The 14008-nt window shown below is 53.0% G+C and carries 14 protein-coding genes and 2 pseudogenes; 12 read left to right on the top strand and 4 right to left on the bottom strand.

The annotated features are described in order from the left end of the window. The first annotated feature begins 150 nt into the window (after positions 1-150). Entirely contained in the window at positions 151-1914 is a 1764-nt protein-coding gene (locus tag BLP78_RS05390; RefSeq protein ID WP_143002893.1) for a hypothetical protein, read from the top strand. A gap of 147 nt (positions 1915-2061) precedes the next feature. Continuing rightward, entirely contained in the window at positions 2062-2226 is a 165-nt protein-coding gene (locus tag BLP78_RS15515; RefSeq protein WP_176752786.1) for a hypothetical protein, read from the top strand. A 290-nt stretch (positions 2227-2516) separates the two neighbouring features. On the opposite strand, the gene BLP78_RS05385 is transcribed toward BLP78_RS15515, so the two are convergent. From BLP78_RS05385 to BLP78_RS05375, 3 genes and pseudogenes are all read right to left on the bottom strand, one after another. Continuing rightward, complete coding sequence (locus tag BLP78_RS05385) at positions 2517-2822, bottom strand: helix-turn-helix domain-containing protein (protein ID WP_090457278.1); 306 nt, start codon at positions 2820-2822, stop codon at positions 2517-2519. Then, positions 2803-3185, bottom strand: a pseudogene (locus BLP78_RS05380) (type II toxin-antitoxin system RelE/ParE family toxin). Before BLP78_RS05380 ends, BLP78_RS05385 begins: the two are co-directional and overlap by 20 nt. Positions 3186-3548: 363 nt before the next feature. Beyond that, complete coding sequence (locus tag BLP78_RS05375; protein WP_090457276.1) at positions 3549-4679, bottom strand: TIGR03118 family protein; 1131 nt, start codon at positions 4677-4679, stop codon at positions 3549-3551. A gap of 389 nt (positions 4680-5068) precedes the next feature. On the opposite strand from BLP78_RS05375, the gene BLP78_RS05370 reads away from it, so the two are divergent. From BLP78_RS05370 to msrA, 3 genes are all read left to right on the top strand, one after another. After that, positions 5069-6001 carry an NAD-dependent epimerase/dehydratase family protein gene (locus tag BLP78_RS05370; protein ID WP_090457272.1) on the top strand — a complete coding sequence of 311 codons (933 nt, stop codon included), beginning with the start codon at positions 5069-5071 and terminating at the stop codon, positions 5999-6001. Between the two features lie 114 nt (positions 6002-6115). Continuing rightward, complete coding sequence (gene msrB, locus BLP78_RS05365; RefSeq protein WP_090457270.1) at positions 6116-6640, top strand: peptide-methionine (R)-S-oxide reductase MsrB; 525 nt, start codon at positions 6116-6118, stop codon at positions 6638-6640. 20 nt (positions 6641-6660) lie between these two features. Continuing rightward, the gene (gene msrA / locus BLP78_RS05360; RefSeq protein WP_256330091.1) at positions 6661-7374 is read left to right on the top strand and encodes a peptide-methionine (S)-S-oxide reductase MsrA; all 714 of its coding nucleotides are present in this window, start codon (positions 6661-6663) and stop codon (positions 7372-7374) included. Positions 7375-7591: 217 nt separating this feature from the next. Here the strand turns inward: msrA and BLP78_RS05355 are convergent, their stop codons facing one another. Next, a complete protein-coding gene (locus tag BLP78_RS05355) occupies positions 7592-8335 on the bottom strand; it encodes a hypothetical protein (RefSeq protein WP_090457268.1) in 744 nt (247 codons plus the stop codon). A gap of 246 nt (positions 8336-8581) precedes the next feature. Here BLP78_RS05355 and tmk point away from each other — a divergent pair, with 246 nt between their 5' ends. The 7 genes and pseudogenes from tmk to BLP78_RS05320 all read left to right on the top strand — a co-directional run. Continuing rightward, entirely contained in the window at positions 8582-9214 is a 633-nt protein-coding gene (gene tmk / locus BLP78_RS05350; RefSeq protein WP_256330089.1) for a dTMP kinase, read from the top strand. Further along, positions 9214-10350, top strand: coding sequence for a DNA polymerase III subunit delta' (gene holB / locus BLP78_RS05345; RefSeq protein WP_090457265.1), 1137 nt, complete (start codon positions 9214-9216; stop codon positions 10348-10350). Before tmk ends, holB begins: the two co-directional genes overlap by 1 nt. A 168-nt stretch (positions 10351-10518) precedes the next feature. Further along, positions 10519-11283, top strand: a complete 765-nt coding sequence (locus BLP78_RS05340) for a TatD family hydrolase (protein WP_090457263.1) — start codon at positions 10519-10521, stop codon at positions 11281-11283. Positions 11284-11286: 3 nt separating this feature from the next. After that, positions 11287-11940 carry an ankyrin repeat domain-containing protein gene (locus tag BLP78_RS05335; protein ID WP_090457261.1) on the top strand — a complete coding sequence of 218 codons (654 nt, stop codon included), beginning with the start codon at positions 11287-11289 and terminating at the stop codon, positions 11938-11940. Between the two features lie 40 nt (positions 11941-11980). Continuing rightward, positions 11981-12391, top strand: a complete 411-nt coding sequence (locus tag BLP78_RS05330; protein ID WP_090457499.1) for a VOC family protein — start codon at positions 11981-11983, stop codon at positions 12389-12391. 101 nt (positions 12392-12492) lie between these two features. Continuing rightward, a complete protein-coding gene (locus tag BLP78_RS05325) occupies positions 12493-13236 on the top strand; it encodes an SDR family oxidoreductase (RefSeq protein ID WP_090457258.1) in 744 nt (247 codons plus the stop codon). 99 nt (positions 13237-13335) lie between these two features. Continuing rightward, positions 13336-13962: pseudogene (locus BLP78_RS05320) on the top strand (AAA family ATPase); the annotation flags it as partial. Between the last annotated feature and the right edge of the window lie 46 nt (positions 13963-14008).

Here is a 14008-nt window from a genome sequence, read left to right as displayed (position 1 = left end):
AGGTACCCGATGAGTTGGAGCTTCTTTTCGAACTGTCCAGGCCAGCCTGAAAAGATCAGCCAGCCGAACATGGGGCGCCGCCTTATCGATTTGTCAAAGCGAAGCCATGCTTATATAAGGCACTCATTTTTTATCCGGGAAAAATCCAACATGCGGGCTACCATTCAATTTATCCAGCCGGACAGGAAACTGGCTATCCTCACGAAGCTGCTGGGCATCATCCAAGGTATCGGCAGCTTGCGGCCGCATATCCTTGCGCATGGCGTATTACTCGACAAATTGAATAAAAACGATCTGGAGATATTAAAAAAAGCGCTGACAAACCTGGGATATTCGAGTTATATCGCCACAGACAGCACCATTCGCCTGCTTATCGCCAATGGTGAATTGCGTACCCTGTTTGGGCTGGTGATGCCCATCGGGCGTAGACAAAACGCTTTTGCGGAAATTTTTTGGGAACGTGGTTTTACAATTGAGAATCTTCCACCCGATCAAGCCGAGGATCTGAAAAAACGACTCGAAACCATTGCTACCGTTATTACCGCACCGGACATCCCTCAGCCATCTATTCATACAGTTTGCGGCCAGGTCAGTCAAGCAGACGGCACCCCGATCAGCACTGTCGGCTTTACCGTGCGCGCTTTCGATGCACTGTCGCCGACTAATCTTGTCCCACGCGGAAATACGGTTGCACTTCAGACCAATGGAAATTATCGCATCGATTTTGCCTGGCAGTCGGACGGCAGAAAAGGGCCCAATCTACTGGTTCACGTCTTTGATCCGCAAGGAAATATCGTTGCGGAAGGCAGAAAAACCTCAGCGGCTATTCAGGAATTCCTCGACATCACGGTCCACCACTTCGAACCTGAAACCTATGCGTTGACAATAACGGTTAAAAACCATGCGACGGATGCTTCTTTGCCGAGGGTACAGGTTGACGCCGTGTTCCAGATTAACGGCCAGCAACTGATTCGCTCAGGCACGACAGATGCCGAAGGCATGACGCTTATCCCGGTTGACGAATCTTTTTTCGGCATAGGACACACTGTCGAGGTTCTGTTCCGCGTACATCAGGATGATCAAGCGCTCGATACCGATACCTTTATCGAAAACCTTCTGCCTGGAAACCAGGCGGTGGAAATTCTGGTTACGGTGCCGAAAGCCGAGGGAGAGCTGCGTATTGTCCGGGGCGCCGTTCGACAGACGGATGGCTTTCCTTTGCCGGATGTCATCGTGCAGGCGTTCGACCGGGATATGCGGACAGAGACGTTGCTTGGACAGGCGGTGGCCGATACTCAAGGGTTCTATGAGATTGCCTATACCACCGGCCAGTTGCGGCGGCCGGAAAAAGCGCGGGCCGATCTGGTCATCCGCGCGTTCGAACCCGAGGGGAAGGGGATGGGGGGTGAAATCGCCGTGTCGGGTATTATATTCAACGCTTCGCCGCAACAAACTGTCGATCTTGAGGTTGAACTGGAAAAATTTCGCGGGCCGTCGGAGTACGAGCGATATCTTGCCGAGCTGCAACCGCTGATCGAAAGCGTGCCAACTCGCGAATTAACAAAGGAGGATCTGCATTTCCTGGGCGGTAAAACGGGCATTTCGCCCAAGCAGCTCAATTATTTGCGGCTGGATGCGCAATGGTCATTTCAATATATGCTGTTACCCGCGGTACCCTATGCTCTTTTTCGCCAGGGACTGCCGCCGGACTTACGTCGCTTGCTGATGGAGAAGCCGTTGCGCTTACAGGAAGCACTTAAGGCGTCGCTGGCGCAGAACATCGTTCCGGCAGCAATCACTCCCCAAATTGATCAGGTTATTGAGCAGCTTTTATCCCTTGATGATTCGCTGGGCTTTGAGCTGGAGCTGGAGTTGGAGGCGGAGGCCAGGCAAGGTGCAGTCAGCGGAGGATGACGCCCAGGCTTCGGACTTGCTGTACGAAACCGTGGAAACGCATGCTTGTTGCATCCGCCTGGATTCCCGCATTCGTTGGAATGATGGTATTTTTCCGAGTGGGGTCTATAGTGATATATCATCTTATCCACGATAGGTTTCCAAATCATGCCCAGAAATCGTCGCACTAAACGATTTTTATCCATTTTGCTGCTTGTGCTGGGCGGCATGCTGATGTTCCTGGCGCCGGAAAACATCTGGATCGGCGCCATTCTTTTCATGCTTGGTCTCGCCATGGAAATAGCAGGACTGGTGCTCAGGCGCGATAAATAACGAAACAAACGAGATAAAAAGCGGTAATTGTTGCTACGTGGAATGGCGTTGACCAACAATCTTTTGGTTGTGATCCAAGGTTACGGGTCGCGGTTATCGCAAAGTCATCGATTAAATTAAAGCCGGATGGCCGTGACTTAGAGGCGTGGGGCGCAGCCCGCGAGCCCGACGGCGGAATGTCAGGTCTTGCGCGGTATCAGCAAGGACGCGGCGTGCAGCTTCAAGGTGTTGCGAGTTAAAAGGGGCAATCCGTATCGCCACAGTGTCTCCGTCGTACGGCCAATCTCGTATCAGATGATGGCCTGCAAGCCCTTGTCAGCGATGATGTTGAGTAGCTTCAGGGCAGGCCCCGCCGGACGGGTATCGCCTTGCTCCCACTTGCGTACAGTCGATGCTGTCGTATGCAAGTGATGCGCGAACACCGGTTGGCTGAACTTCAATTCTTCGCGCAGCCGCTTGATATCGGCAGCACTGAACTCCCGCACCGGCGGCGGGCAGATCGCGTCGAACTCGCGCATCGTCACCTTGCCGATCGCGCCAGCATCGTGCAATGCGGCCAAATCGCCACGCAGGGATTCAATGATCTTGATCGTCACAACACACCTCCACTAACACGTCAGCCTGCAATGTCTTCGCCGGTTTTCGGCCGATAGCTCCAGAAACACCTTGCCGGCAAATTGCAGCGCCTTCTTCTCATCCTGCGTGATGTTCGCCTTGTCGCTTTTCGGGAACCCGTGCAGGAACACATAGCGGTCGCCGATTCGGGCTGACAACAGCGTGCGATAGCCACCACTCTTGCCACCACCTAGACGCGCTACCCGCTTCTTGTAGAGGAAGCCGCCCAAGTCAGCATCAATCAGGCCGCCTTCCATCTCCTTAACCGCCTTGCACAAGGCCGCATCAGGTAGCTTCTCGCTCGCTTGCCACCGTGCAAAGTCTTTGCGCTTGAGTACGTTCATACTACGTTGGCTCCTAACTATACCCGTAACGGGCATGATTTTCCAGCCCTGCTGCATGCACTCAAGAGGCAAGTCCGAATTGTCGCAACACTGTTACGACAATTCGAAGGCAGGCTCGATGCTCGCGCCGAAATTCGGTGCTGGAGTCATGGTGAAATAAAAAAACCCGAAGACGGACGGGCCGGGTTCGGGTTTAGAGTTTCCACTTACAAAGGAGGGATCACTTATCCAACGACTACATGATAAAACTACCAGAAATAAAGTCAAGCATTTTTGCGGCATGTCCCGATCAGCAGAATCAGACCGGGCATGCCGATTTATGTTGATCAGTCGATAAAAACCTGGGATCTTTCTTTTCCCTTCCTAAATCGAAGCGCGGCGTCGGATCAGCAGACCCAATACCCCAAGCCCAACGAGCATCATTGCATAGGTTGATGGCTCCGGAACCGGTGTCAGAACGCCAAATAATCCGTGGGCTTCTTCATTGGGCCCGGCAGTGAAATACAACAGGTGGCTGCTCCCGGCCAACATATCGTTTCCAGGGGAAAGTGCCCATAATCCATCGACCGCCAGCGGTCTATTGCTGGCATCGAGCACTTGTCCAAGATACGCGTGAGTATTCGGGTCGTAAATGTTTATGTGACCGTCGCCGAAATTACCCACCAGCAGGTCGCCTGCCATCGGGCCGAACGATGATGGCGCGGTAGCTACCGCCCATGGCGCGTTCAATGTTCCGCCTGACGCAACCCGCTCCGCAAAGTCGCCATTCAGGTTATATCTGTCGACGAAGCCCAGTCCCAAGCCCGCGACTTCATCCTCCTTGGCTGTATCCTGCAAGGCGTATGTGACATAGAGCGAGCCGTTGAGATTTTGAACATTGAAAGGAGCATATCCCACAGGAAGACTCGGGTCCGTGAATGAGCCTGTCAACGCCGGGGCCGAGGTAGTGCCCTTGTAGACATCCACGGTGCCGGCTTTGAAGTTGGCTGCGTACAGGTAATCCTGTCCCGAAACGCTACCGATGGCTGCGCCCTTGTAAATATTATTCGTCGAAGCCGGGGCGATGGTTTCGGCATTTATCAATCCGGTTGTACCCAGCGCCGGGCGCCAACCGGAAACACTGCCGTTTTCACTGACGAACAGAAAGCGATTGCCATTGAATGATGCGGTGCTGTTGAATACTTGCCCGGTAACGCCGCCGCCAGGGATCGAAACTGTCAACAGTTGCTTGGCAGTAGCTTGTGTTGCCGGGTCCACGCTATATAAAGGCGATGTTCCAGTACCATTCGAGGAGACCCAGAACGGGCCGTTCGGAAAGTATGCAATCCCCCATGCATTCTTGAGACCGGGATCGGTAAGTTGTGCGGGATTTAACGCCTGATTATCGGTCACAAGACCGGTCGCCGTGAATGGAACAGCCCAGGCAGGGATAGAGAGCAGAGATGCCACTATCCCTGCTCCGAGTGAAGGCAAAAAGGATCGAACTTGTCGCATGATATTTCCCCTAAAATAATTATAAGACCACGCTAGTTTGTCCCCTCTCTATTCTTCTCTATCCCGTTCTGTCCCTTACTTTTTTCTCTTGAAAATAAAAGCTTACGACCTGTAGAATCGACATTGCGTAGAATTATCCATGACCGTTCGGGCGCAGCATTTTCCGGGATGAGAGGCGTGGTTCTCATTTAACACAGCCTATGTGATGAAATTATTGTTTTACTATAAAAGTTTTGTGAAATTTCAATCCAGTCATTTTTCGAAAGGCGATTTCGGCAGCTTCCGTGGAGTTCTTGCCGGAAGGCGGAGATCGATATGACCCGGTGTTCAGCCCTTGAGGTGCGAAAGCCTGTTCCAGGCACCAGAACTATTGTCCGAAAGCCTTCCTCATGGGCTTGAATATCTTTGTCACTGGAGCCGGCGGTTATCTCGGAAATGTGCTGGTTGCTCATCTTGCCAATATGCCAGAGGTTGAGCATATAACCGGCCTGATTAACAATACATCGCCGCCAACGCCCCTGTCGGCTAAAGTAAATCTGGTCAAGATGGATATCCGTTCACCTGGACTGGCGAGTGTAATAGCCGGGCATGAGGTCGTTGTACACACTGCGTTCCTTGTGCAGTGGGCATCCAGGATGCCGGCGGCAGTTCGCGATGACATCAATTTAAGAGGCACGTGGAATCTGGCTCGGGCGGCGGTCGAAAGCCGTGCTCAAAAGTTTATCTATGCCAGCAGTATCTCGGCGTACGACCCCACCCTGGTGCAAGGAACAGATAACGTAAAAGAAGAATTTCCTACCGGAAAAGGTGATTCCTCCATGTACTACTGGAACAATAAGGCGATCGCGGAGAAGATACTGACAGAGGTTGTGGAACCGTCCGGGATCGTGTTGACCTTGCTCCGCCTCAGCTACATCATTGGTCCGCGCAATCGCGTGACAGTGGCGGGGTTTCGCGAGAATGCAGCAAATTTCCCAGGCCGGGATCCACGTGCGCAATTTGTGCATGAAGAGGATGTGGCTGAAGCTTTTGGGCAGGCAGTGCGCACCGAAATGCCTGGCGCCTTTAACGCTGTTCCAGATGGCAACATCCGGCTCAGTGAGGTCTATAAAATTATCGGTGCGAAGCCCATACTCGCCCCATTATGGCTGGCGCACCTGATAACATTCGTTCGCTGGCAATATCTCGGTTCGCCCATACACCCATCCTGGATCCGGTCGGCTTTGGTGGATGCGACCTTGAGTAACGCAAAACTGAAAGCCACGGGATGGCGCCCGCGATACAGCAGCAGGGATGCCATTCTCGCCGCCATCGAAAAATAACGGATTTTTTCAATTCATTCCACTCGGAAAACATCGAAGGGAGCTTGTTCAGGCCCTGAAGAACCATAACTGTGCGTACAAGGTCAAAGTTTGTAATAACCGAAGGAGGATTCCATGAATCGACGCGCCGTACTGCAAAGTCTTGCCACGCTGGCGGGGCTGCCGTTGATTTCGGCATGCTCAAGCAGCAAAACAGCGGTAAATTCGCCAACTGCGATAACGGTAAAACCCCTGAACAAACCGCATGAAGATTGGCGGGGCCTGGTTTCGCCCGCCGCATATAAGGTATTGTTTGAAGAAGATACGGAGCCTCCGGGCAGTAGCGCGCTGAATCGTGAAGACCGGGAAGGCACTTTTATTTGTGCCGCGTGCTATCTGCCGATGTTCGATAGCGCGAACAAATATGAAAGCGGCACGGGATGGCCCAGTTTCACCCAGCCCATCGCAGGACATATGGAAACAAGGCGCGATTTCAAGATGATACTGCCGCGCACGGAATACCATTGTGCGCGTTGCGGAGGTCACCAAGGCCATGTATTTAACGATGGACCCCTTCCCAGGGGAGAGCGCTGGTGTAACAATGGCCTAGCCCTCCGATTCGTGCTGAAAGGTGAACAGCTGCCGGCACTCAGAGGTTGATTAACCCCCAGCCCCGGACTATGTTCAAGCCATTTATATTTTACGCCATGCCTCAAGCCCATCCTTTCCGCCGGATGTTCGATACCGTGATGATGAGCGTGATGCTGGTTATGTTAGCCGCATGCGAACCGCCGGGTGCACATATCAACGCCTCGGCTGTCGGTCCCTCAGCGAGTCAACATGCCAACTCGCCCGCCGGGTCTTCCGTTACGGATACTGCCATTTTCGCTGGCGGTTGCTTCTGGTGTACGGAAGCGGATTTCGACAAGGTGCCCGGCGTTATATCCACCACATCCGGTTATATCGGCGGCAAGGTGGCCAATCCAACTTATAAGCAGGTATCTTCAGGAAAAACCGGTCACATTGAAGCAGTGCAGGTGCGCTTCGATCCGGAAAAAACCAATTTTGCCAAGCTGCTGGCTGCATTCTGGCCGACGATCGACCCCCTCACTCCCAACGGTCAATTCTGTGATGAAGGCTCGCAATATCGCAGTGCAATCTTTTATTATGATGCCGATCAAAAGCGGCAGGCCGAGGCATCCAAAGCCGAGCTCGAAGCCTCTGGTCGTTTTACACAGCCTATCGTGACCGAGATTTTACCCGCCACGAAGTTTTACCCGGCGGAGGAATACCATCAGGATTATTACATCAAAAATCCCCTCCGCTATTCCTATTACCGCAGCAGTTGTGGTCGCGATGCGCGTCTTACCCAGATATGGGGTATTCACGAATAGCCGGGAGGGCGGGGATCAAGGGAATGCTCACGCGTAGCAATGTGCTACGTTTGTTGTAACTCTATACTTTAACTCACTTTGAGACTCGGTTGCAGGCAGCATGCCTGTAACCTTTTACCTCCCGGACCCCTCGAATAATGGGCAATTCTCCCCTTATTTTCCTACCCTGCTTCGTGGGATCAGGTGTGAGTTCCTACAAGGGGTTGCACAAGATGTCTTAGTGCACAGCGTTCAAGGCTGGGCCCGATGTTGGGCCCGGAGTCAAGCCCGGATTCGAACGACCGCTCCCGTCGCGCCTTTCCCTGAGTTCCGTGGTATCCATATCCATGATTCGGGGATCTTTAGCCGTATTGTCGTCAGCTTCCAGATATTGCGTCCTGGGTTCTCTGGTTTTTACCTTCGTTCCCTTCTGGTCTTTCACCTTCGAGGTCTTGACCTTGGCAGGCTGCGTCTTTGCATCTTTACGGCCTTCGGCTGTATCCTGCGGGTTCCTTGAAGGGTCGATGGTATCGTGCCTGGCTTTGAGATTGGCGTTCATGGCCATATAGTTGCGATATTCATTCTGCATTTGAGAGTGTAATTGCGAATATTGACTGCTGTAGGAGTTCCGTGCACTTTCCAACTGCTTTAGTTTTGTTTCCAACAGGCGCCGGTTATGGGAATTATCTTTTGCCTCGACAGTCTTTACTGCCAGTGAGACCTCCTGGATTTTTTGATTCAGTTGCTTGAACAACTGGGCCATACCATTGGCAGCATTGCTGTAGCGCCGGTGGTACAACTCCAGTTTCTCGAAATCGGTGAGCGGTTCCCCGATAGGACGCGAAGCGTCTTCGGGCACATCATTTGCCGACGGCTCCTGCTCTACCTGTTCTGCGAAAGCATTGGGCAAGGATAGTAGTCCCAAAGCCAGAGCAATCATAGCCGCGTATCGCGTCCATAAGCGCTTCATATGCCGTGTCATGGGTGAGCTCCTGAATATGTTGGTCCGTCGAATATGATGGTATACCTGTTTAATGCGGGACTCCAATTTCCGGTGCTTATTGTTTAGCTTAGGGGTCGGCTTTGAGCTTGGTAAAATCAGGATATCCGACAAGGCTACTGCTGCTTGCGAGTATAAGTTAAACTGCGCGGAGAGTAACAATACGGGGGGAAAATGAAAAGCAGTCTTCTAATACACCGGCCATCCGCCTGATCAGCAATCCCGAGAATGACAGTTTCCAAATTGTCCAAGAATAAATTCATTACCCTGGAAGGCATAGACGGTGCAGGCAAGAGTACCCACCTAGGCTGGCTTGCGAGCCTTTTGCGTAGCAGGGGAAAAAGCGTAATCGTGACACGCGAGCCGGGTGGCACTCGTTTGGGCGAAGGGTTGCGCGAGCTTCTGCTTGACAGCGACCAGGCCATGCATGCGGAAACCGAAGCTCTGCTGATGTTCGCAGCACGGCGGGAGCACCTGGACAAGGTTATCTTGCCGGCGCTGGATCGTGGCGATTGGGTGATTTCGGATCGGTTCACCGACGCCAGTTTCGCCTATCAGGGCGGTGGCAGGGGTTTGGCAACAGAGAAACTCGATAAGCTCGAGCATTGGGTGCAAGGGGAATTTCAACCCGACCTCACGCTTTATTTCGACGTAACAGTCGAATTAGGCAGGCGGCGGATAGATGCAATCAAGCTGGCTGATCGGTTCGAAGCGGAACAGGATGAGTTTTTCCACAGAGTGCGAAATGCATACCTGGAGAGGGCCCGTCGGTTTCCGCGACGTATCTCTGTGATAGATGCAAACCAGCCTCTTGAGGAAGTTCAGAAATCAGTTGAAAAAATCATTCTATCCTTCTGTTAATGAATAATATTTATTCATGGCAAAAAGAAACTTGGCGGAGATTGGCCCAGGATGTTCAAGGAAGCAGGAGGGCATCAGTCCATGCCTTGCTGCTGAGGGGCAGAAAGGGCTTGGGCAAACTCGCATTCGGCCGTTACCTGGCCAAATCCAAACTCTGCGAGCATCCATCCGTTGAAGGCGAGGCATGCCAAACCTGTTCAAGCTGCCACTGGTTTGAACAAGGCAGTCATCCGGATTATCGCCTGATCGAGCCGGAAGCCATATCGGCACCATCCACGATGGCAGGATCGCCCGATGATACCGGGGACGATGGAAGCAGCGATATCAGGCCGGGCTCCACGCCTGGGTCTGCCTCAGGCGCCACGACAGAGGCCAGCGGCGCGAAATCGAGGAAAAAACCGAGCAAACAGATCAGTGTCACGCAAATACGGGATCTGGCCGATTTCATCAATATATCCAGCCATCAGAACGGTTACAAGATCATCCTGCTCCATCCGGCGGAAACCATGAATGCAGCCGCTGCCAATGCGCTGCTGAAGAACCTGGAAGAACCGCCGCCCCGAACACTGTTCATCCTCGTTACCCATCACGCGCAGTATTTGCTGCCGACCATACGCAGCCGGTGTCTGCAAGTTGCAATGCCCGTGCCTGATCCTGCAACCGCCATTGCCTGGCTTCAACAGCAGGGGATCAAAGATCCGGAAGCATGCCTGGCTTCCGCTGGATATGCGCCTTTGTTGGCACTGGAATTCAACGATGACGATTATCTGGAGCGGCATGGCGATTTTATCGGACAGATCAGTAAGCTCGCCGATCTCAGCCCGATTGCGCTGGCGGAAGAGTTGCAAAAATCAGACTTGCCCACGGTGGTCAACTGGCTACAGAAATGGTGCTACGACTTGATGAGCTTTCGTACAACCGGCAAGGTTCGTTACCATCTGGACAGGCTGGCCGCCATAAAATTGCTGGCGCCAGGGATTGAGCCGCGTTCACTGGCAACGTACTCGCGGACCCTGGCCGACGCGCAACTGCTGGCAAACCATCCTCTCAATGCTCGATTATTCCTGGAAGAGTTGCTGTTTTCCTATGTCATTGCGCTATCAGCGGCATCACCATCATCTCAAGTCGAAGCATAAGCAACCATACTTGACTTGCACCGGTGCAATATCCACGCCCAATGCGTTGCACTCCTTGGCATCGTAGACTAAGCTATCCCCTTCGTCGTACGCTTGCAATCACCCCGGGTTTGCGGCCAGCTACCGCCGATAGTCTACGGGAAGTACTTGTTCAGAGGTTCCATAGTCATGTTTGTCGATTCTCATTGCCACCTGGATTTTCCCGATCTGTCGAGCAACCTCAACGAGTTGCTGGAGAAGATGCGGGCGAATGATGTTAGCCATGCGCTCTGCGTGAGCGTTAACCTGGAAGACTTTCCTCGAGTGCTTGCGTTGGCGGAAGCCCATCCGAACCTGTTTGCCTCAGTGGGTGTTCATCCTGATTATGAAAATCTGGCCGAGCCACAAGCAGCGCAACTGGCATCCCTGGCCGAACACTCCCGAATCGTCGCCATCGGCGAGACGGGGCTGGATTACTTTCGCCTGAAGGGCGATCTGGAATGGCAGCGGGAACGCTTCCGCCAGCATATCCGTGCTGCCAGGCAGTGCGGTAAACCGCTCATCATTCATACACGCGAGGCAGCTGCCGATACGTTGCGTATCATGGCGGAGGAGGGTGCGGATAGTGTCGGCGGGGTGATGCATTGCTTCACGGAAAGCTGGGAAGTGGCTCAACAGGCGATGGAAATGAATTTTTATATTTCTTTTTCCGGGATTGTCACTTTCAAGAATGCCGTTGCTTTAAAGGATGTGGCCAAGAGAATCAAACTGGAGAGAATGCTCATAGAAACAGATTCGCCATATCTTGCGCCGGTGCCGCATCGCGGCAAAATGAACCAGCCTGCCTTTGTGCGGCATGTGGCGGGGGAAATAGCCGCATTGCGCGGTATCAGCATCGACGAAGTGGGCATAGCCACGACCGAAAATTTTTTCAACTTATTCAAGGCGGCCTGAACGATGAGCTTACCAGGAAAACTCTTTTTCGCTGCCGGTCTGATGCTTGCAGTCAGCTTGTGGCAGCAGCCGGTTGCCCTGGCAGGCGTCTATGAGGATTTACGTTGGGCGGCTGAGGACAACAACGCCACGGATATGGCGAAGTTGCTTGCCAAGGGTGCCGACCCCAACACACCCGATGCGCAGGGAAATACGCTTTTGATGGTTGCGGTCCGTAACAAGAATGCCGAGCTTGTTGATTTGCTGATAAAGGCTGGTGCAAAGCTCAACTTGCGCAATAAATATAGCGAAACCGCCATTATGCTCGCCAGCTATAACGGGCTTGGGAATATCGTCGAGAAACTGTATGTCAAGGGTGCGGAAATCAACCATAAGGGATGGAATCCACTGCTTTATGCCGCCATCGCCGGTCACACGAAAATCGTCCAATTATTACTGGAAGGAGGCGCGGAAACCAATTCGGTATCCGACAACGGATCAACCCCATTAATGATGGCGGCCAGAGGCAACCATGTGGATACCGCAAAGGTGCTCCTGGAAAACGGCGCCGATCCCAACATCAGGAACGAGTCAGGAAAAACGGCATTGGACTGGGCTTTGGGCAAAGATCATCAGAAAGTCGCTGAATTGTTGAAAACCAATGGAGCGACGGAATAACGAAATTCTTCCAGGTAAACCGGTAATTGTCAGGAGCGACATGAGCACGATTGGATTCAATCATTATAATTTGCGCGGTCCGCGCGAGCTGATAGATGAGCTCAAGGATTTCTATTGCGAAATAGTGGGACTTGCGCAAGGCCAGCGTCCATCTTTTGAGAGCTTTGGGTATTGGCTTTATGCAGGCGAGCAATGTGTTCTCCACTTGAGCCAGGCACGCCCGGATGAAGTGCGCCTTACGCATATCGCCACCACTTTTGATCACGTGGCGTTTACCTGTACCGATCGCCCGGAAATGGAGGCGCGCCTGAAACGGCACAATGTGGAATTCCGGAAAGGCCAGGTACCTTCTCTTGGTATCGCCCAGCTATTTTTCAAGGACCCGGCAGGGAACGGAATAGAATTGAGCTTCGCCGAAGGCCAAGTCCAACCTGACGGAATTAATCGCTGACTGATGCCGCGTTACAAGTGACAAACAGATAGCAGAAGCAGCGAAAACAAGTACCACGCGCGGAACACCGCCGTATTTAGCATTCACCCGGAAATACAGTAGTGAAAAAACCGCTTCAGGATAAAGTTGCCATTATCACCGGCTCGTCGCGGGGCATCGGCGCGGAAATTGCCCGCACGCTGGCTGGTGCGGGCGCAAAGGTCGTGGTTAACTTTACCGCGAACCCGAGTGCCGCTGAAGCGGTATGCGCCGCGATAGCGGAAGCAGGCGGTGAATCGCTGGCAGTCAAAGCAGATGTCAGTGACTCGGCTCAAGTTCGAATGTTGTTCGATGCCGCAATCGAACGCTTCAAGCATCTTGATATTCTGGTCAATAATGCAGGCGTGCTTCTATCCAGGCAAATTGCCGACATCAGCGATGAAGAGTTTGACCGCGTCCTGAACATCAATATAAAAGGCGTTTTTTATGCCCTGCGAGAGGCTGCCAAGCGGATCGCGGATGGCGGGCGCGTGGTCAGCCTCTCCAGCACTGTTACTCGGCTTATGCTGCCGAACTACGGTGCATATGCGGCAAGCAAGGGCGCTGTCGAGCAATTGACCCGCGTCTTTGCGAAGGAGATGGGAGAACGCGGCGTTACGGCCAATATCGTTTCACCGGGGCCGGTCAATACCGAAATGTTTATTTCGGGAAAAAATAAGGAAACGATCGAACGGATGGCCGCAATGTCCTTCCAGGGTCGCATCGGCGAACCGGAAGACATTGCGCGCCTGGTACTCTTTCTGGTCAGCGAAGAAGCGGGCTGGGTTACGGGGCAGAATATCAGCGCTAGCGGTGGAGCTGCGTGATCTCCATGACAAGCTTATCAGTGCGCCAGGCTAATGAATATAACGGCAAGCCAATCCCAGCTTTTGCATACCCTCTCTTAGGTGTAACAGCCTGCATTTGAAACTGTCACCTTGCGACGGCTACAGCAGATTCTGAAGGATGAAAATCGCGTGGCCGTCGCCAAATCGCTATCGGTGGAAAAGCATAGTATCAAGCTCGCGACCCTGATTACGGCACTCTTCTATGACTTGATGCAGGACAAGCTGGTACAGATTCCCAAGCAAGGCGAGCGACGCGAGCGCGAGTTGCAGGAGCTGGTGAAGAAGGGGAAACGCCCGGTGGCACTGTTCGTTGATGAAGCGCATGACTTGAATGGGCACACGCTCATCGGCCTCAAGCGCCTGATGGAAGTCGTGGAAGATGGGGTGGCCGCCTGTCGGTGATCCTGTTCGGTCATCCAAAACTGCGCAATGACCTGCGGCGGCCGACGATGGAGGAAATTGGCTACCGTACCGATTCTTCACCCTGGGCAGCATCGCCGGGAGCCAGCGCGAATACATTCATTGGCTGCTCGGCGCGAGCTTTGTTACCAAAACCAAGCCAGAGTCAATCCTGACGACTGAAGCGATCGACATGCTGGCCACCAAGCTGCGCACGTCCAGCTGCACCTGATATTAGCACTGGAGGCCGGCTTCCAGACGGGTGAAAAGCCAGTCACGGTGGAACTGATAGTCGCAGTTATTTCTGGTTCAAAATTGTGTTGAATGCTTGTTGACGCTGTTTCAAATGTAG

It is taken from the genome of Nitrosospira sp. Nsp1 (assembly GCF_900100985.1).
Lineage (GTDB): Bacteria > Pseudomonadota > Gammaproteobacteria > Burkholderiales > Nitrosomonadaceae > Nitrosospira.
The sequence above is the reverse complement of the archived record's forward strand: the minus strand, read 5'-3'. Positions and strand labels throughout refer to the sequence as shown.